Origin of the sequence: Streptomyces rapamycinicus NRRL 5491 (assembly GCF_024298965.1) — a bacterium.
Taxonomy (GTDB): Bacteria; Actinomycetota; Actinomycetes; order Streptomycetales; family Streptomycetaceae; genus Streptomyces; species Streptomyces rapamycinicus.
Genome location: NZ_CP085193.1, coordinates 9,153,036 through 9,171,551, shown reverse-complemented (window position 1 = coordinate 9,171,551; position 18,516 = coordinate 9,153,036). Strand labels below are relative to the sequence as shown.

Sequence of the window (18,516 nt, the reverse complement as noted above, 5' to 3'; positions counted from 1 at the left end):
CCTCATGGCCTCAGCGGTGCGCCGGGAACTCCACCACCTGCTGGAAGGTGGGCCGGTTCTGCCAGCTGATCTTGTCGTGGGTGAGCCCGCCGACGGGCCGTTGGATGATGGTGTCGGCGCACCACTGGTCGCCCGCGGAGCAGTTGTCGTCCCCCGGGTAGACCTGGGCGGCGGTCTTGCCCACGGCCGTCTTCAGGCTGGCCAGCAGGGCGTCACGGCAGGCGGTCAGCTGCCCGCCGCCGCAGTACGGCCGGGCCAGCGGGCCCTTGACGTCCTCACCGAGGACCGTGCGCAGGTCCTTGTCGACATAGGACCACCAGCCGTACTGGAAGGACGATCCGGCGTGCGAGCCGGTGGGGCCGTGCCCGGCCGAGGGCGATTCGTCGACGGACAGATTGGTGCGCAGCGCGTCGTAGAGCCCGTCGCCCAGGCCGGATTTGAACTCGGCCTCGACCAGCAGCGGCCACCAGGCGTCCATGATCCGCACCGCGTCGGCGTGGCCGTAGGTGTGCGATCCGGCGCTGGTCTCATGGCGCTGTGAGCCCGCCGACTGCCAGGAGTCCAGCTGCTGTACGGCGGTCGCCAGCTGGGGGTCGTCGATGGGCCCCGAGCGCACCACCTTCAGCAGCTCCGGCAGCACGTCCTCACCGCGCAGATCGGTGACGGCCGCCTCGGCCATGGCACGGGTGAGCGCGGAGCGGGTGACACCGCCCTTGCGGACCAGGGCGCGCACCCGGTCGTCGAGGAGGTTGCCGCGGTGCACCGAGCCGTTGCCGAACCCGGCCGCGCTGTAGTCCTTGGCCAGTTTGTTGTTCCAGCTGATGTAGTAGTCCTGGCCGATGGACTGGGGGTGTTCGGCGGGCGGGGTGGCGGCCGCGGTGTTGTCCTTCGGGTCGAAGTCCCGCCACTCATAGGCGGTTTCGGCCTGCACCGGCAGCGAGGAGTCGACGTCCGCGGCGCGCACCGGGTTGAGCCCGCTGTTGTAGTACCCGGTCTGCCGGGAGTCGGCGTAGAACCAGTTGAAGGTGTAGTTGATGTGCTGCGCCGCGCTCTGGAAGGACTTGGCGTCGGTCACATAGCCGGGGTCGTTGAGCATCTGGAAGCCGATGATGGAGTCGGCCTCGTGGCGGTAGGTGGAGCGCAGCATGGTGTAGGCCACCGGTTTGCCGCCGACGGTCGCGCGATGGGTCACCAGCCCGTAGTTGGTGCGGTAGACCTGCATCCGGTACGAGCCGGCGGCGGTGGAGTCGGCGAGGGTGGGCTTCCAGGCGTTGCGCCGCTCCAGCTTGTCCATCGGCACACAGGCGCCGCGATAGCGGTAGTACGTGGAGTCCTTGGACGGCGCGGAGCCGTCCGGGGAGCACAGCTCGACCGCGTAGGTGTCGGTGATGTCCTGGGCGGAGGTGGTGGCGCTCCAGGCGTAGTCCTGGCCCCGGCCGAGCTGGACGTACATCCCGACCCCCGCGAAGGAGGCGCCGCGGGCGCTGATCCCCGGGCCCTGGATCTCCTGGAGCATCAGCAGCTGCGGGGCGAAGTAGCCGGTCTGGGGGCCGAAGACGGCCACCGGGTGGCCGCTCCCGGTGTACTTGCCGGAGACCACGAGCGCGTTGGACATGCCCTTCTTCCGGCTGAACAGATCGCGGGGCAGCACTCCGTCGTCGTAGATGCCGCGCAGCGGCTCCAGGGACGACTTGGGGGCCCTGACCCGGGTGCGGGCCTTGGTGGCGGCGCCGCCCTCGCGGTCGTAGACGAGCTGTTCGGGGGTGACCGAGCCGCTGTCGGGCAGGGCGGTGCCCTTGGGCGCAGCGGGCTTCCCGGCGTACGGGAAGCTGCCGTCCCGTACGGTCAGCACCGCCTCCGGGTCGTTGCGCTCCCGGAAGGACTCCCACACCTTGGTGCCCTCGGCGAGGCCGTACTTCTGCTGGGCGGCGAGCAGCGAGAGCGCGCCCTCCACCTCGCCGCCCCCGCCGTTGCCGAAGAGCGCGCCGACGACGGAGGCGAGCGCGATCAGGTCGGTGAGCTTGAACGGCTGGATCTCACCGGCGTTGGTGATCGCGTCGATATGGCCGGTGAGCACGTACTCACCGGGGAAGTACCGGCCGTCCTTGGACTTCTTGGCGTAGGCGTTGATGCCGTCGACATACGCCTGGGCGTCGGCCAGCGCCTGGCGGCCGCGCTCTCCGCCGTGGGCGAGGATGTAGTCGATCTGCGCCTGGTAGTCCGCTTCGGTGTACGGCGCCTGGCGGAAGAAGTCCTGTTCCAGGCCCTGGTTGGCGGGGGCGCCGCCGGCGAACGGGGTCAGCTCGCCGCGGCCCACGTGGCGGAAGAGGTCCATCAGCCACAGCCGGTCCTGGGCGGCGGCGTATCCGGCGCCGAACTCGGTGCCCTCGCGGGTGGTGCCCTGGATGTGCGGGACGCCGGTCTTCTTGTCGCGGGTGATCGTGACGTCGTCGCGCGGCTTGGTCACCGAGGCGACCTGGTCGGCGGGGACCCCGAAGGAGGAGTCGTTGAAGAAGCTGTTCAGCTTGTCGTCGGTGAGGGTGGGGTAGCCGCTCGCCAGATCGCCGTACGGGCCGAGCTGGTCGGCGCTGTGCTCGGGGTGGGTGCCCAGCACCCGGTTGGCGAGGATGTCGGCGAGGGTGGCGTTGCCCGTGGCGCCCGGTGGGAGGATGTCGGAGCACTGGCCCCGGCAGTAGTCGGTGGCGGCCGCCGGGGCGGGCTCCGCCCGGGCCGGCTGGGGCACCGGGGCCGCGAGGGCGATGCCGAGGCCGAGCGCGGCGGCCGCGGCGAGCACGGTACTGGTGAACTTGCGGGTTCTGGTGGGCCTGGGGGTTCGTCGTCGCATGTGCGCTCCTCCCGATTGCCGTCGGACGGAGGTTACCGGCGGTATTAGCGGCCCGGAAGATGAGCGGGCGTCAACTTCTTTCCGCTTGGGGACCAATGAGGACTGCCCGCGAAGATCCAGGGAATTCGATGGATCCGGATCGCGCTGCGTTACGTCCATTCGACAACGAGTCGGGTCCGCAATCGCGGAGGTGGTAGGAAGTGGCCGGTTTCAGAGCACTCGCCCGAGAGGTTCGCAATCCACGCAGACACATCACCGCTCGGCGCACATCGCTGCGCAAATGCCTGGAACGGTTCGCGCCGTACGGGCACCGGGCGACCTGGCACCATCTGTGCACCCGCTCCGGGATCACCCCGGAGGATCGCAGGCCGGACCCCCTAGGACTGCTCACCGCCCTTGAGGAGCTCGAGGAGGCCCGCACCCTGTGGCTCGCGTACGAGGCGGACTTCGCCGCCCGGCGCAGGCAGGAGAAACTTCTCGGCATCCGGCAGCCGAGCGCTGTCGACGACTGGCATCTGCGCACCTGGGGCGGATGCGACATCATTCCCTGCGAGAGCCCCTCGACCCACCCCGACGACCGCCTCGCCGATGTGCTGCGACGGCTGATCGCGGCGATGGAGTCGGGCCCCGGGGCGGCCTGCCCGGTCTGCATCCGACCGAGCCTGGTCTGGCGCGAGGACCTGGACCGCTATCCCTCGGCCGGGCCGGTCTGCGCGGACTGCGGCATCGTGGTGCCGCTGCCGCTGCTGACCACCGAGGCCCTGGCGGCGGCCCGGCGCGTGGTCCGGATGAGCCGGTACGCCGCCGTATGACACCCGGCCGCCCCGGCCGGGAGCGCGCTCGTCGGACCCTTTGAACAACCGGACGACCGGCGAGCGCGCCGGAATCCCCTGAGACCGCCGTCGGTCACCGTCGACAGCTGACACTCGCCCTCGACCGCTGACACTCGCCGTCGATCGCCGACACTCGCCGTCGACAGCTGACGCACGCCGACGGCCGCGTCGGCGCGGGCCGCGTTGACAGCGCCCAGGTCAGCCCACCATGCTGAGCAGTCGCTTAGTGAGTGGTTGCCCGGGAGGCACGCATGGCAGAGCCCAGGATCTTCACCTCGCCCGATGAACTGCGGTCCGCGGTCGGCGAGGAACTCGGCCCCAGCGACTGGCTGGAGGTCGACCAGAAGCGCGTCGATCTGTTCGCCGACGCGACCGGCGACCACCAGTGGATCCACGTGGACCCGGAGAGGGCGGCCGCCGGTCCGTTCGGCACCACGATCGCGCACGGCTATCTGACGCTGTCCCTGCTGCCGTCGTTCACCCCGCAGCTGCTGCGGGTCGAGGGCGTGAGCATGGGCATCAACTACGGGGTCAACAAGGTCCGTTTCCCCTCCCCCGTCCCGGTCGGCTCCCGGCTGCGCGCCACCGGCCGGATCGTGGACGTGGCCGAGGTCAAGGACGGTCTCCAGATGACGCTGACGGTGACCGTGGAGCGGGAGGGCGGCGACAAGCCGGTGTGTGCGGCGGAATCCGTCGTCCGCTTCTACCGCTGACCGCCGCCGGCCCCCACCATGCGCAGCACCAGACCCGCGTAGAGGTCGCCGACCTCGTCGGGGGTGCTGCGCCCGGCGGCGTTGAACCAGCGGGCGACGTCGATGCACAGGGACAGCACCGCGACCGTGGTGCCGCGGACGTCCGGGACGTCGAAGACGCCCGCCTTCACCCCGTCCTCGATGATCGAGCGCACCGCCCCGTCCGTGGCCTTGCGGACCGCGATGACCTCGGCGTGGTGCTCCTCCGCGAGCGCGCCGAGCTCGTACTGCACCACCCGCGCGGTCGTGTGGTGCTCGGCGTGCCAGCGGACGAAGGAGCGGACGGCGTCGGCCAGCCGCTCGGCGGGGGTGCCTTCGCTGTCCCGCGCCCGCTCCACGATCGTCAGGGCCCGCTCATGGCCGACCTTGCTGATCTGGTAGAGCAGCTCTTCCTTGGTCTTGTAGTGGATGTAGAGCGCGGCCGGGCTCATTCCGGCGCGGCTGGCGATGTCCCGGGTGGTGGTGGCGTGGTAGCCGCGCTCCGCGAAGGCGTGCACGGCGGCGCTCACCAGCCGCCGGGCGGCGTCGGGGGTGATGTCGCCCCAGGGCTCGACCTTGCCTCCGGTGTTCTTGGGCTCCGCGTCCATGGCGCACACCCTACACGGAGAGTGAGCAAGCGCTTAGGTCCTGTCCGGTGGACGCTCAGCGGGCCGCCGCCGTCTCGGTGCCCACCCGGCCGGGGAACTCCGCGCCCAGCAGCCGCAGCAGCGGGGTCGCCTTCACGGCCGTCTCCTCGAACTCCTCGTCCGGGTCGGACAGCGCCACGATCGCCCCGCCCACCCCGTACCTGACCCGCTCCGGGGTCACCACCAGGGTGCGGATCACGATGCTCAGATCGCACGCCCCGGACAGCGAGAAGTAGCCGATGGCGCCGGAGTACACCCCGCGCGGCCCGGCCTCCAGATCGTCGATGATCTGCATCGTGCGGATCTTGGGCGCACCGGTCATCGACCCGCCGGGGAAGGCGGCGCGCACGCTCTCGACCGCGGAGGTGGACGGCCGCAGGGTGGCGCGTACGGTGCTGACCAGCTGATGGACCGTCGCATAGGTCTCGACGTCGAATATCCTGGGCACCCGCACCGAGCCGATCTCCGCGGTGCGGCCGAGGTCGTTGCGCACCAGATCGACGATCATCAGGTTCTCGGAGCGGTCCTTCTCGCTGGTCGCGAGGTCCACCCGCAGCAGTTCGTCCTCGGCCGGGGAGCCGCCGCGCGGCCGGGTGCCCTTGATCGGCTGGGACTCCACGGTGCCGTCCCGGAAGACCCGCAGAAAGCGTTCGGGCGAGGTGCTCAGCACGGACAGCGGGCCGAAGCGGAGCAGGGCGGCGAACGGCGCGGGGCTGAGCCGGCGCAGATACTGGTACGCGGCCCACGGGTCCACCCGTCCTTCGGCCTCGGCCATGTTGGTCAGGCACACCTCATAGGTCTCCCCCGCGGTGATCAGCTCCTGGCAGGTGGCGATCTTCTCCAGGTAGCGCTCGCGGTCATGGCGCAGCCGCACCTCGTCCGGGCCGGTGGTGAGCGGGGTGGGGCGGGGCTCCCGCCCGGCCAGCTCCGCCAGCCGCCCGGCGGTCCCGCGCAGCCATGTCCTGGCCTGCTCCTCGCCGCCCCGCTCCGCGCCCTCCTCCGCCAGGGCGAGGAGGTAGGTGGTCGAGGTCTGGTGGTCGAACACCACGGCGCGGTCCGCGAAGACCATCGCGGCGTCGGGCTCCGGGGAGCGGTGGGTCCGCTCACCGCCGCATTCGGCCTTGAGCTCGTACCCGAGGTATCCGGTCCAGCCGAGGGCGAAGTCGAAGGGCAGCGCGGGCAGTTGGACCCGGGCGGCGCGCAGGTCGCGCTCGATCCAGGTCAGGAACTCCTCGTGCAGCACCTCGCGGGAGCCGCCCGCGGTGACGGTGACCGTGCCCGCCCAGGTGTCGGCGGTGGCGACCCGGGCCAGCGGCCCGGAGGCGTCGCCCATCATCGAGAACCGTCCGCGCTCGCCCCCGGTGGCGCTGCTGTCCAGCCAGAAGGCGTGTCCGTCGGCGCGGAAGAGCCGGTCGAAGACGACCTCGTCGGACCAGCGGGTGGGCAGGGTCTCCACCAGCACCCGCAGGGAGCGCGGGGTGGTGCGCGGCGCGGCGGTGGGCTCCGCGCCGCCGCGGAGGGTGGAGGGTGTGCCGCGCCGCCGCGCCGCCGGCTCCACTTCCGCGCGGGTCTGCCAGGACCGGGTGAGGCCGGCGAAGTTGTCCAGCAGCAGCCGGCCGTGCTCGGTGCAGATGGACTCGGGGTGGAACTGCACACCCCACAGGGGCCGTTCGCGGTGGGCGATCCCCATCAGCACACCGTCCTCGGTCCAGGCGGTGGCCCGCAGTTCCTCGGGCAGGTCGGTGACGGTGAGCGAGTGGTAGCGGACGACGTCGAAGGGGCTGGGCAGTCCGGTGAAGAGACCGGTGCCGTCGTGCGTCACCCGGGACAGCCGCCCGTGCCGGGGCTCGGGGGCCCGGACCACCCGGGCGCCGCTCAGCAGGCCCACCCCCTGGTGGCCCAGGCAGACGCCGAGCAGCGGCAGGCCGCCTTCGAGGACGATGTCACGGCAGACGCCGAAGTCGGCCGCGCGCTCGGGGCTGCCGGGTCCTGGGGAGATGACGACGTTGTCGAAGTCCCGCAGCATCTCGGACTTCCAGCCGGGGTCGTCGTGCCGGATCACCTCGGGCTCCCGGCCGTTGACCTCGGCCAGGTAGTGGAACAGGTTGTAGGTGAAGGAGTCGTAGTTGTCTACCAGCAGCGTGCGCATCGAAACCTCGAACCTATCGGAGCTTAAGGATGACCGGCACGGTTCACCCCGCGCGGAGCAGCGAGGTGAACGCGTGGACCGTTTCGGCGGCCTGCTCGGGGTTCAGCCGGGGGTCACAGGGGGACCGGAACCGGGGGAACGCGGCGGGCCCGGCGTCCCCGGCCTCCGCGACGCACTCGGTGACCGGTTCCGGCGTCATCTCCAGGTGCAGCCCGCCGGGCCACTGACGGCGGTCCCGCAGGATCCGGTGGAACGCGGCCATCTCGTCGCGGATCGCCCACAGGGTTCTGGTCTTGTGACCGCTTCCGGAGCGGATGGTGTTGCCGTGCATGGGGTCGCTCAGCCAGACCACCGGGATCCCGGTCTCCGCGACCGCCTCGACCAGCGGCGGCAGCAGCCAGCCGATCCGGTCCGCGCCCATGCGCACGATGAAGGTCAGCCGGCCGGGCCGGCGCCCGGGGTTGAGCAGCCGGGCCAGTTCCACCAGGTCCGCGGGGGTCGCCGACGGCCCCACCTTGACGCCGACCGGGTTGCGGATCGAGGCGGCCAGCCGGATGTGCGGCCCCTCGGGGTCCCTGGTCCGCTCGCCGATCCAGCCGAAGTGGGCGGAGGAGGCGAAGCCGCCGCCGTCGGCGGCCGCCCGGATCAGGGGCAATTCGTAGGGGAGCAGCAGCAGTTCATGGGAGGCGTGGATCCGCTCGGCGTCGTCGTGGGCCGTCTGTTCGTTCCGCATCGTGGACAGCACGGCGGCCGCGCGGTCGTAGGCGGTGAGCAGCCGGTCCGGGTCGGGGATCCGGGCGCGCGGATCGGCGGCGGCGCCGTTGACCGCGTCCCCCCGGTAGACGGGTAACCGGCCGCCGTCGGCGAGCACGTCGTACGGCGCCGATCTGGGCTTGGCGTACTGGCCCGCGATCCGGCCCATCGTCACCACCGGGAGGCCGAGACCGGTGCGGATCGCCGTGGACAGCTCGCGCAGCTGCCCCAGTTTGCGCCGCACCACCGGCGGCGCGGCGTCGGCGAACAGCTCGGCGCAGTCCCCGCCCTGGAGGACGGCGGCCTCGCCGCGCTGCACGGCGGCCATCCGCCGGGTGAGCTGCTCGGTCTCCTCCGGGGGGATCAGCGCGGGGCGGCCGCTCAGGGCGTGCCGGATCTCATCGAGCCGGTCCGGGTCGGGCCACGGCGGCTGCTGAGCGGTCACCTTCTCCGCGGTCGGGCCGGGAGCGGTCATGAACGGAGCCTCCACTGGTCGGTCGGGCCGGACACATCCTGCTGAAGCGCCGAGGCGGCGCGGGACACCCGTGGGGTCCCCGAACCGGCGGGCCGGACGGGTCGACGGAACCGAGGAAACGGACGTATCCGCTCCGGGTCGCAAAACCGCGACCAGCGGAGATAGAAATGATGGATATACGTCCGTCACTCCTTCGAGTGAATTTCTTCATCACCCGGGAAGGGATTACCAGCGGTTACTACCGGAATTTCCGGCTCAGAGCCCCCGTTGCGCAGCCGACGACACGGTCGATTCAACGCGGCAGGGAGCTTAGCAATGGGGTGTAACCGTAAGCGACAGTTCCGCCGATATTTCGGAATGTGACGAAGGTCACATGCGTAAGACTTGCACTCAGACTCGCCTTCTATAGTGTTTTCGACCTGCGCTTATCCAGTGGGGGCACTGCAACGGATGGCGTAGAAATCACATGAGACTTACGGGGGTAAGTGAATGTCTCTTCCATCGCATCGGCTCCGGGCACCGGCTTCCGGAGACCGTCCTTAACGCCCTGCCTCCTGGTAGCGGCTCTCTCGGCGTCTTCCCAGCTCAGACCGGCTTCTATGGCCGTGTGAGCAATTGCTTGCCGCTGGGCCGCCGACGCTTCGGCAGCCATCCGCAAACGCCAGGACAAAGCCATGACCGCCTTAGGCGGCATGGCCGCACAGCGACGCGCCCATTCTCATCCGAGCCGCAAGCCGGCGTTGGAGCAATACGTCATGCACTTAAGCACGAAGACCTCCCAGCCCGATACGAGAGCGCCCCGCAAACGCGTCATCCTCGCCGAACCCCGCGGTTTCTGCGCGGGCGTCCGCCGCGCCATTGCCATGGTCGAGCGGGCACTTGAGGTATACGGCCCGCCTATTTATGTTCGAAAACAGATCGTCCACAACCACTACGTCGTCGGCCTCCTCGAGCGCAAGGGCGCACGCTTTGTGGAATCGGAATACGACGTTCCCGAAGGGGCCGTGTGCCTCTTTTCCGCACACGGTGTCGCACCCGCCGTCCGCGCCGCCGCGTCCACAAGAGATCTGCAGGTCATCGACGCCACCTGCCCTCTGGTCGCCAAGGTGCACCAACAGGCGCGCCGGATGGTCAGGGACGGCCGGGTACTGCTGCTCGTGGGGCATGCGGAACACGAGGAAACGGAAGGGACCCGCGGAGAGGCACCGCGGGAGACCCTGGTCGTGGAGACCGTCGAGGACGTCGAACGGCTGGACCTGCCCCGGGACACCCCGGTGGCCTATCTGACCCAGACCACCCTGTCGGTGGACGAGACCGCCGGCATCGTCCGCGCCCTCACCGAGCGGTTCGACGACATCGCCGGCCCCGGGACCGACACCATCTGCTACGCCAGCCAGAACCGGCAGAACGGCATCAAGTCCCTCGCCCAGCAGGCCGATCTGGTGCTGGTGGTGGGCTCGGAGAACTCCAGCAACTCCCAGCGGATGGTCGATGTCGCCCGCGACGCCGGAACCCCCGCCCACCTGGTCCCGGACGTCTCCCGGCTGGACAACCGCTGGCTGGAGGGCGTGACCACCGTCGGCGTCAGCTCCGGCGCCAGCGTCCCGGACACCCTCGTCCACCAACTCCTCGACCGGCTGGCCGAATTCGGCCATGACCAGGTCGACATCGAGTCCACGGCCGTCGAGGACGTGGTCTTCTCCATGCCCCTCTCGCTCACCGACGGCATCCGGTCCGACGACCGGGAACGGCTCGACGACGCCTGGTCGAAGGTCCCATCGGACGCACCGGCCGGAACCCCTAGGAGGACGAAGTGACGGTCCATACGATGGCGACCCCCCGACCCGCCCCGGGCCCGGCCGGCACCGCCCGCCGGACGCTGATGAGCCTGCTGCCCCGGGTCGAGGAGCGGCTGCACACCTTCCTGTCCGCGGAGTACGAGCGCTGGCACGGTCTCGACCCCCGCTCCAGCGTCCCCATCGACGCGATCGCCCACCTGGTCGACGCGGGCGGCAAGCGGATGCGCCCGGCGTTCTGCCTGAGCGGCTATCTGGCCGCCGGCGGCGATCCGGAGGACGGCCGGGTCATCCCCGTCGCCGCCGCGCTGGAGCTGCTCCACGCCTGCGCGCTGATCCACGACGACGTGATGGACGAGTCCGCGGTGCGCCGCGGCGCACCGACCGTGCACACCAGCCAGGCCGCGCTGCACCGCGAGCGCGGATGGCAGGGCACCGCGGAGCGCTTCGGGGAGAACGTGGCGATCCTGGCGGGCGATCTGGCCCTGGTCTACTCCGACGAGATCATGGCCGAGGTGGAGCCCGCGGTGGCCGCCGAGTGGCATCTGCTGCGCTCGGAGCTGATCATCGGCCAGTACATGGACGTCGCGGCGTCCGTGGAGTTCGAACCGGACCCGGAGACCTCGCGGTGGATCGCCATCGCCAAGTCCGGCCGCTACACCATCCACCGCCCGCTGGTGCTGGGCGCGGCCGTGGCCGGCCGAGCCGACGCGGCACCGGCCTTCGAGGAGTACGGGGCGGCGCTCGGGGAGGCGTTCCAGCTGCGGGACGACCTGCTGGACGCCTTCGGGGACTCCGAGGTCACCGGCAAGCCGAGCGGTCTGGACTTCGAGCAGCACAAGATGACGCTGCTGATGGCCCTGGCCATCCAGCGCAACGCGCACATCCGGGAGCTGGTGCCCGCTCAGCTGCGGGGCGCCGACCACCTGCGGCAGCTGCTGATCGAGACGGGTGTGCGCGACGACGTCGAGAAGCACATCGACGGGCTCGTGGAGCGGGCCTGCCGCGCCATGGCCGAGGCCCCGCTGGAGCCGGAGTGGCGCGAGGAACTGGCCGCCATGGCCCACGAGGTCGCCTACCGGAGCGCCTGAGGCCACCGATGGGCACCGACAGCGACCGCGCCCGGCTCCACCGACGCGGAGGGAGCAAACCCGGATGACACTGCTGGAGACCATCCACGGTCCCGCCGACATCAAGCACCTGGACGCCCGCCAACTCACCGATCTCGCCGGTGAGATCAGGCACTTCCTCATCGACAAGGTACTGCGGACCGGCGGCCACCTGGGGCCCAACCTGGGCACCGTCGAACTCACCATCGCCCTGCACCGCGTCTTCGACTCCCCCCGGGACCGCGTCCTGTGGGACACCGGACACCAGGCGTATGTGCACAAGATCCTTACCGGCCGCCGGGAGGGCTTCGACCGGCTCCGGCAGAAGGGCGGCCTGTCCGGCTACCCCAGCCGGGCCGAGTCCGAGCACGACACCATCGAGAACAGCCACGCCTCCACCGTGCTGTCCTACGCCGACGGCCTCGCCAAGGGGTTCCGGCTGCGGGGCGAGACCGACCGCGCGGTGGTGGCCGTCATCGGGGACGGGGCGCTGACCGGCGGCATGGCCTGGGAGGCGCTGAACAACATCTCGGGCGCCCCGGACCGTCCCGTCATCATCGTGGTGAACGACAACGGCCGTTCCTACGCGCCGACCACGGGCGGCCTCGCCACCCATCTGGCGGGTCTGCGCACCTCCCCCGACTACGAGCGGTTCCTGGAGTGGTCCAAGCAGCGGCTACGGCCGGCCCCGAAGCTCTACGAGGCGCTGCACGCGGTCAAGACGGGGCTGAAGGACATGCTGGCCCCGCAGGGGCTCTTCGCCGACCTGGGCCTCAAGTACCTCGGGCCGGTCGACGGACACGACATCGCGGCGGTGGAGGCCGCCCTGCGGCAGGCCGCCGGGTTCGGCGGGCCGGTCGTGGTGCACTGTCTGACCCGTAAGGGCCACGGCTACCGGCGCGCGGAGGCCGACGAGCGCGACCACCACCACGCGGTGGGTGCCAGCGACCCGGCCACCGGCGAGCCGCTGGGCTCCCCGGGCCCGTCCTGGACCTCGGTCTTCGGCGCGGAGCTGGTCGAGATCGGCCGTGAGCGCCCCGAGGTGGTGGCGGTGACGGCGGCGATGCTCCAGCCCACCGGGCTCGCGGCGTACGCCGAGGAGTTCCCCGACCGGGTCTTCGACGTCGGCATCGCCGAGCAGCACGCGATCACCTCGGCCGCCGGGCTCGCCATGGCGGGGATGGTGCCGGTGGTGGCCGTGTACTCCACGTTCCTCAACCGCGGCTTCGACCAGCTGCTGATGGATGTGGCGATGCACTCCTGCCCGGTGGTGTTCGTCCTGGACCGGGCCGGGGTCACCGGTGACGACGGGGCGTCCCACAACGGCATGTGGGATCTGTCGGTGCTCGGGATCGTGCCCGGCCTGCGGGTCGCGGCACCTCGCGACGGTGCCTGTCTGCGCGCCGCGCTGCGCGAGGCGGTGGCGATCACCGAAGGACCCAGCGCCATCCGGTTCCCCAAGGGCCCGGTGGGGCCCGACATCCCCGCCGTCGACCAGCACGACGGCATCGATGTGCTGCACCGCTCCCCCGGCGACGACGTCCTGATGGTGTCCGTGGGCGCCATGGCCGGGACGGCGTGCGAGGCGGCGCGCCGGCTCACCGAGGAGGGCCTGGGCGTCACGGTGGTGGACCCGGCCTGGCTCAGACCGGTCGGCCCGTCGCTGATCAAGCTGGCGGAGCAGTACCGGCTCGTGGTGACCGTCGAGGACAACCTGCGCGTGGGCGGCTACGGCTCGCTGCTCGCCCAGGAGTTGCGCGACGCCGGTGTCCCGGCCCCGGTGTCCGGTTTCGGGATTCCGCAGCGCTTCCTGGACCACGGCAAACGCGCCGACATCCTCGCCGAATGCGGCCTGAGCCCCGAAGACCTGGCCCGCTCGATCCGGATGCGGATCGCGGCCGACCGTGCGCCGGGCGTCCGGCGCCTCGAGGAGGATTCCCGATGACCGTCGATCTCGGCCTGCCCGCCGCGCCGCCACCGGTGCTCGGCAAGCGCCGTGTCACCCGCCAGCTCCACGTCGGCGCGGTGGGGGTCGGCAGCGACTTCCCCGTCTCCGTGCAGTCCATGACGACCACCGTCACCGCCGATGTCAACGCCACCCTCCAGCAGATCGCCGAGCTGACCGCGACCGGCTGTGACATCGTCCGGGTGGCCTGCCCAAGCCAGGACGACGCCGACGCGCTGCCGCAGATCGCCCGCAAGTCCAAGATCCCGGTGATCGCCGACATCCACTTCCAGCCCAAGTACGTCTTCGCCGCCATCGAGGCGGGGTGCGCGGCGGTGCGGGTGAACCCGGGGAACATCAAGAAGTTCGACGACAAGGTCAAGGAGATCGCCCGCGCCGCGAAGGACCACGGCACTCCGATCCGTATCGGGGTGAACGCCGGTTCGCTGGACGCGCGGCTGATGGCCAAGCACGGCAAGGCCACCCCCGAGGCGCTGGTGGAGTCGGCGCTGTGGGAGGCGGAGCTCTTCGCCGAGCACGACTTCCACGATCTGAAGATCTCGGTGAAGCACAACGACCCGGTGGTCATGGTGCGCGCCTATGAGCTGCTGGCCGAGTCCTGCGACTATCCGCTGCACCTGGGGGTGACCGAGGCGGGCCCCGCGTTCCAGGGCACCGTCAAGTCGGCGGTGGCCTTCGGCGCGCTGCTGCGGCAGGGCATCGGTGACACCATCCGGGTGTCGCTGTCGGCGCCTCCGATGGAGGAGGTGAAGGTCGGCACCCAGATCCTGCAGTCGCTCAATCTGCGGCCGCGCAAGCTGGAGATCGTCTCCTGTCCCTCCTGCGGCCGGGCCCAGGTGGATGTGTACAAGCTGGCCGACCAGGTCACCGCCGGTCTCGAGGGCATGGAAGTGCCGCTGCGGGTCGCGGTGATGGGGTGTGTGGTCAACGGCCCGGGTGAGGCGCGGGAGGCCGATCTCGGTGTGGCCTCGGGCAATGGCAAGGGCCAGATCTTCGTCAAGGGGAAGGTCATCAAGACCGTCCCCGAGAGCAAGATCGTGGAGACCCTGATCGAGGAGGCCATGCGCCTGGCCGAGGAGGCGGGCCCGCAGGACGCCCCCGAGTCCCCCACCGTCAGCGTGGGATGAGGGGGCATCCGTGAAGCGCCTGACAACGCGGGTCGCGATCATCGGGGCGGGCCCCGGCGGCCTGCTGCTGTCCCATCTGCTCCAGCTCCACGGGGTGGACTCGATCGTGCTGGAGCGGCGGAGCCGCGGTCATGTGGAGAGGCGGGTGCGGGCCGGGCTGCTGGAGGGCGGCACCGTGGACTTCCTGCGCGAGGCCGGTCTGGCGGACCGGCTGGACCGCGAGGGGCTGGTCCACGAGGGCTTCGTCTTCCGGTTCGGCTCCCGCGCCCACCGGATGCCCTTCACCGAGCTGACCGGCCGGACCGTCCACATGTACGGCCAGCAGGAGCTGGTGAAGGACCTGATCCGGGCCCGGACGGCGGCCGGGGCGCGGCTGTGGTTCGACGTCCCCGACGTCGAACCACGGGGCCTGGAGACGGACACACCGGCCGTGCGCTGCACGGTGGCGGGCGAACCGGTGGAGATCGCCTGTGACTTCGTCGCGGGCTGCGACGGATTCCACGGGGTCTCCCGCCGCTCCGTGCCGCCCGGCGCGCTGACGACCTACGAGCGCACCTATCCGTACGCCTGGCTCGGGGTGCTGGCCCAGGCCCCGCCCGCCGCCGAGGAGCTGATCTACGCGGTGCACGGCCGCGGCTTCGCGCTGCACAGCATGCGCTCCCCCGCGGTGAGCCGGCTCTATCTCCAGGTGGAGGCCGGTGAGTCGGTGGAGAACTGGCCCGATGAGCGGATCTGGAAGGAGCTGCACACCCGGCTGGACATCGACGGCGCCCCGGAGCTGGCCGAGGGGCCGGTCCTGGAGAAGAGCTGTGTGGCGCTGCGTGGCTTCGTCACCGAGCCGATGAGCTACGGGCGGCTGTTCCTGGCCGGGGACGCCGCGCATATCGTGCCGCCGACGGCGGCCAAGGGGCTCAACCTCGCCGTGGCGGACATCAAGGTGCTCGCCGCGGCCTTCCGGGAGTACTACGAAACCGGCGACCGCGGCCCGCTGGACGGCTATTCGGCCGCCTGTCTGCCCGGGGTCTGGCAGGCGCAGGAGTTCTCCGACTGGATGTCGCGGCTGCTGCACCGGCCGACCGAGGGCCGGGTGTTCGACGAGCGGCTGCAGCACGCCCGGCTCGAGGCCGTGACGCACTCCCCCGCCGCCGCGCGGAACTTCGCCGAGAACTATGTGGGCCTGGCGCGGGAGCGGACCCCGGCCCGGGGAGGACGGCCGTGACCTCGCTGACGAGTGAGAGCCGGACGACGGCGCGCACCCGCCGCGGCGGGGACGTGGCGCGCGGTCTGTTCCGGCTGTCGAAGATCTTCGTGTACCAGAACTACTTCGGTTGGGGCATGGCGTGGCTCACCCTGAGCCCGCAGGCGCGCGACCGCCCCGGGACCACCGCCGCGATGCTGCTGTTCCTGCTCGGCTCCATGGGCATCGTCACCTGCACCTGCGCCACCGACGACCTGGTGGGTTTCCGCAACGGCAGCGACGCCCGCAACTACAAGGCCGGTGACACCAAGCGCGACATCCGCGGCAAGCCGCTGCTCAGCGGGGCGGTCACCGAGCGCGAGGCGGTGCGGTTCATCGCCTGCGCGGCCTCGGTCGCGGTGCTCGCGGGGACCGGCGCGTTCTGGGCGCTGGACTGGCGTGCTCCGGCCGTGGCGTACCTCCTCTACGGGGTCGGGTTCTTCTTCAGCGTGCAGTACTCGGCCGGACTGCGGCTGAGCTACCACCGGGGCGGTGCGGAGACACTGCTGTGCCTGGCCACCACGGCCGGGCTGCTGGCCCCGTACCTGGCGGTGGAGCGGCACTGGTCGTCCCCCGCGGTGCTGGTGGGCGTGTTGCTGGGGCTCTGGCTGGTCATGGTGAGCAGCTACTCCAACGTCAACGACGCCGACGGGGACCGCTCGGTGGGCCGCCGGACGCTGGCCGCGTCGACCGGGCCGCGGGTCTACAAGACCGCCATGGCCGTCTTCTTCCTGGCCTCGGCCACGCTGATCTGCGTCCTGGGCCTGGCCACCCGGTGGCCGTGGTGGACCCTGCTGACCCTGCTGCCCGCGACCGCTCTCCACTTGGCCCAGCTGCGCGAGGGCCCGCTGCGGGGGCGCTGGCTGAGCGCCCGCAAGCTCGGGCTGTACGCCTATGACCTGGGCTTCCTGGGTCTGCTGGCGCCCGCGCTCTACGTCCTGATCTAAGGGGTGTCCGACGGTACGCGTACGCCTGCGGCGGGCCACGCGGCGGAGCCGCATATCGGCGCTTCCCCCCTACCCGCCCCTTCCCACAACTGGGGCTCCGCCCCAGAACCCCGGGATCCAGGGGCAGAGCCCCTGCCACGCGGCGGAGCCGCATATCGAGGCTGCGGGAAGGGGCGGGTAGGGGAAAGATCCGCCCCCTAGCCGTACCCCCCGTCCCACCCGTTCGCACCCCTATACAAGGAGATGAACATGGCGGCGCGTTCCCAACGGCCCGTCAACGTAGGCCGGTTGTTCCACTGGGCCGCCGAACGGGGCAGGCCGACGGTCATGCATCTGGACCGGCCCTTCGACATCGCCCCGGACTCCGGCACCCGCTTCGATGTGCCCGCCCTGGCGGCGACCGTGGAGGACGCCGCGGGCTGGCTGCACGGGGCGGGGCTGCGCCACGGCGACCGGCTCGCCATCGTCAAGGAGAACCACTACGACTTCATCCTGCTCGCCGCGGCCGCCGCCCGGCTCGGGGCGCTGCCGGTGATGATCGCGCCCATCCGGTCGGAGGCGCATATCCGCGCCCTGCTCACCAGGATCTCCCCGAAGGTGCTGGTGATGGGCACGACGGTGCTGGCCCGGATGACCGCCGCCCAGATCGCGCTCGACGACCCGGGCATGACGCTGGTGGCCGTCGGCGAGGACCGCCCGGGGCTGCCCGGCGGAACCCTGCGCATCGACGATGTGCGCGGCGGCGCCCGGCCGCCGGTGCGGTTCCGCGGCCGCCATGAGCCCATGCTGGTCACCCACACCTCCGGCACCACGGGCGTGCCGAAGCTGGTGGTGCACTCGCCCGCCACCACGCTCGCGGCCGTGCCGTTCCGCATCGAGTCCTACCGGCTGCCGCTGATGACCTCCCGGCCGGAGGACGTGGTGGCCAGCGGGATCTCCTTCGCCCACAACCGCAATCTGTCCTGGACCAACGGGACGCTGTTCCGCGGGCCGCGGAAGATGGTGATCCTCTCAGATCCGGGTCTGGAGAACGTGGCACGCATGCTGGCCGCGCACCCGCCCACCTCGCTTGAGGCCTGTCCGAACGTCTTCCAGTACTGGGAGGAGCTGGCCGACACCCGGCCCGAACTGTTCGCGGGCGTACGGCGGTTCATCAGCACCTTCGACGCGGTGCACCCCAGGACGGTCCGCAAGTTCCTCGGCGCCTCCCGGGTCCGGCTGCCGCTGTGGGCCTGGGGCGTGGGGCAGTCGGAGATCGCGGGCATCGCCGCCGGGGTGGCCACCCGCTCCATGGTCCGCCCGGGCAAGCCCCGGGCGCACGACGCCACCAACGTCGGGTTCCCGCCCCTGGTCCGGGTCAAGGTCGTGGACCCGGAGACCGGCCGCAAACGGCCCCGGGGGAAGCCGGGGCTGCTGATGGTGAGGACCAAGTCGCGCTGTCTGACCTATCTGGGCGAGGACGACCGGCACCGCGCCAAGGACCAGGGCCGCTGGTGGAACACCGGCGACCTGGGCGAGTACGCGGGCTACGGCCGCATCCGGCTGATCGACCGCGAGGTCGACATGATCCCCGGGATGAGCAGCATCGAGCTGGAGTCCACCCTGCTCGACCGGCTGGACCGGGCCTCCGAGGTGATCGTGCTCGGGGTCCCCGGGCAGCTGCCGATCCCGGTGCTGTGCATGCGCGACGACGCCCTGGACCCCCAGGAGTGGGACCGCGCCTGCCGTGGCCTGCCCGAGATGGACAAGCCCCGGCTCGTCCCCTGGGACGAGATGCCGCGCACCGCCACCTGGAAGGTGCGCCGGGGGGAGCTGCGCGAACAGCTGCTGGGTTCCAGCGACACCTACGGCACCGGCCAGTGGACCTGACCCGCGCAATACAAGCAACGCCACGCAATCGC

The 18,516-nt window shown here is 71.1% G+C and carries 13 protein-coding genes; 9 read left to right on the top strand and 4 right to left on the bottom strand.

Features of this window, described 5'->3' with window-relative positions:
• Positions 1-10: 10 nt before the first annotated feature.
• On the bottom strand, positions 11-2,845 hold the full coding sequence (locus LIV37_RS38580) for a penicillin acylase family protein (protein WP_020872493.1): 2,835 nt from the start codon (positions 2,843-2,845) through the stop codon (positions 11-13).
• Between the two features lie 200 nt (positions 2,846-3,045).
• Between LIV37_RS38580 and LIV37_RS38575 the strand changes: the two genes are divergently transcribed.
• Both LIV37_RS38575 and LIV37_RS38570 read left to right on the top strand, forming a co-directional pair.
• Positions 3,046-3,657 (top strand): hypothetical protein, encoded by a 612-nt coding sequence (locus LIV37_RS38575; RefSeq protein ID WP_020872492.1) that lies wholly within the window; start codon positions 3,046-3,048, stop codon positions 3,655-3,657.
• 272 nt (positions 3,658-3,929) lie between these two features.
• Entirely contained in the window at positions 3,930-4,391 is a 462-nt protein-coding gene (locus tag LIV37_RS38570) for a MaoC family dehydratase (RefSeq protein ID WP_020872491.1), read from the top strand.
• Here LIV37_RS38570 and LIV37_RS38565 read toward each other — a convergent pair.
• Genes LIV37_RS38565 through LIV37_RS38555 form a run of 3 tightly spaced genes read right to left on the bottom strand, consistent with a single transcriptional unit; the run spans position 4,382 to position 8,433 of the window.
• Positions 4,382-5,017, bottom strand: a complete 636-nt coding sequence (locus LIV37_RS38565) for a TetR/AcrR family transcriptional regulator (protein ID WP_020872490.1) — start codon at positions 5,015-5,017, stop codon at positions 4,382-4,384. The two genes, LIV37_RS38570 and LIV37_RS38565, sit on opposite strands and share 10 nt — an antisense overlap.
• Before the next feature lie 55 nt (positions 5,018-5,072).
• Positions 5,073-7,205 (bottom strand): aminodeoxychorismate synthase component I, encoded by a 2,133-nt coding sequence (gene pabB / locus LIV37_RS38560; RefSeq protein ID WP_020872489.1) that lies wholly within the window; start codon positions 7,203-7,205, stop codon positions 5,073-5,075.
• A gap of 43 nt (positions 7,206-7,248) precedes the next feature.
• The gene (locus LIV37_RS38555; protein WP_121824021.1) at positions 7,249-8,433 is read right to left on the bottom strand and encodes a 3-deoxy-7-phosphoheptulonate synthase; all 1,185 of its coding nucleotides are present in this window, start codon (positions 8,431-8,433) and stop codon (positions 7,249-7,251) included.
• A 755-nt stretch (positions 8,434-9,188) separates the two neighbouring features.
• On the opposite strand from LIV37_RS38555, the gene ispH reads away from it, so the two are divergent.
• From ispH to LIV37_RS38520, 7 genes are all read left to right on the top strand, one after another.
• Positions 9,189-10,250, top strand: coding sequence for a 4-hydroxy-3-methylbut-2-enyl diphosphate reductase (gene ispH, locus LIV37_RS38550; RefSeq protein WP_121824022.1), 1,062 nt, complete (start codon positions 9,189-9,191; stop codon positions 10,248-10,250).
• Positions 10,251-10,261: 11 nt separating this feature from the next.
• Positions 10,262-11,320, top strand: a complete 1,059-nt coding sequence (locus LIV37_RS38545; RefSeq protein WP_243146091.1) for a polyprenyl synthetase family protein — start codon at positions 10,262-10,264, stop codon at positions 11,318-11,320.
• Positions 11,321-11,384: 64 nt separating this feature from the next.
• On the top strand, positions 11,385-13,283 hold the full coding sequence (gene dxs / locus LIV37_RS38540) for a 1-deoxy-D-xylulose-5-phosphate synthase (protein ID WP_020872485.1): 1,899 nt from the start codon (positions 11,385-11,387) through the stop codon (positions 13,281-13,283).
• Positions 13,280-14,431, top strand: a complete 1,152-nt coding sequence (ispG, locus tag LIV37_RS38535; RefSeq protein WP_020872483.1) for a flavodoxin-dependent (E)-4-hydroxy-3-methylbut-2-enyl-diphosphate synthase — start codon at positions 13,280-13,282, stop codon at positions 14,429-14,431. The genes dxs and ispG overlap by 4 nt, the downstream gene beginning before the upstream one ends.
• A gap of 10 nt (positions 14,432-14,441) precedes the next feature.
• Positions 14,442-15,650, top strand: a complete 1,209-nt coding sequence (locus LIV37_RS38530) for a 4-hydroxybenzoate 3-monooxygenase (RefSeq protein ID WP_020872482.1) — start codon at positions 14,442-14,444, stop codon at positions 15,648-15,650.
• Positions 15,647-16,615 carry a UbiA family prenyltransferase gene (locus tag LIV37_RS38525; RefSeq protein ID WP_020872481.1) on the top strand — a complete coding sequence of 323 codons (969 nt, stop codon included), beginning with the start codon at positions 15,647-15,649 and terminating at the stop codon, positions 16,613-16,615. Before LIV37_RS38530 ends, LIV37_RS38525 begins: the two co-directional genes overlap by 4 nt.
• A 249-nt stretch (positions 16,616-16,864) precedes the next feature.
• Positions 16,865-18,484, top strand: coding sequence for a class I adenylate-forming enzyme family protein (locus LIV37_RS38520; RefSeq protein ID WP_020872480.1), 1,620 nt, complete (start codon positions 16,865-16,867; stop codon positions 18,482-18,484).
• Positions 18,485-18,516 lie beyond the last annotated feature (32 nt).

Coding starts and splice junctions, on each gene's coding strand:
- LIV37_RS38580 (WP_020872493.1), bottom strand. CDS start 2,845: ATGCGACGACGAACCCCCAGGCCCACCAGAACCCGCAAGTTCACCAGT.
- LIV37_RS38555 (WP_121824021.1), bottom strand. CDS start 8,433: ATGACCGCTCCCGGCCCGACCGCGGAGAAGGTGACCGCTCAGCAGCCG.
- ispG (WP_020872483.1), top strand. CDS start 13,280: ATGACCGTCGATCTCGGCCTGCCCGCCGCGCCGCCACCGGTGCTCGGC.
- LIV37_RS38520 (WP_020872480.1), top strand. CDS start 16,865: ATGGCGGCGCGTTCCCAACGGCCCGTCAACGTAGGCCGGTTGTTCCAC.
- LIV37_RS38570 (WP_020872491.1), top strand. CDS start 3,930: ATGGCAGAGCCCAGGATCTTCACCTCGCCCGATGAACTGCGGTCCGCG.
- dxs (WP_020872485.1), top strand. CDS start 11,385: ATGACACTGCTGGAGACCATCCACGGTCCCGCCGACATCAAGCACCTG.
- ispH (WP_121824022.1), top strand. CDS start 9,189: ATGCACTTAAGCACGAAGACCTCCCAGCCCGATACGAGAGCGCCCCGC.
- LIV37_RS38565 (WP_020872490.1), bottom strand. CDS start 5,017: ATGGACGCGGAGCCCAAGAACACCGGAGGCAAGGTCGAGCCCTGGGGC.
- pabB (WP_020872489.1), bottom strand. CDS start 7,205: ATGCGCACGCTGCTGGTAGACAACTACGACTCCTTCACCTACAACCTG.
- LIV37_RS38545 (WP_243146091.1), top strand. CDS start 10,262: ATGGCGACCCCCCGACCCGCCCCGGGCCCGGCCGGCACCGCCCGCCGG.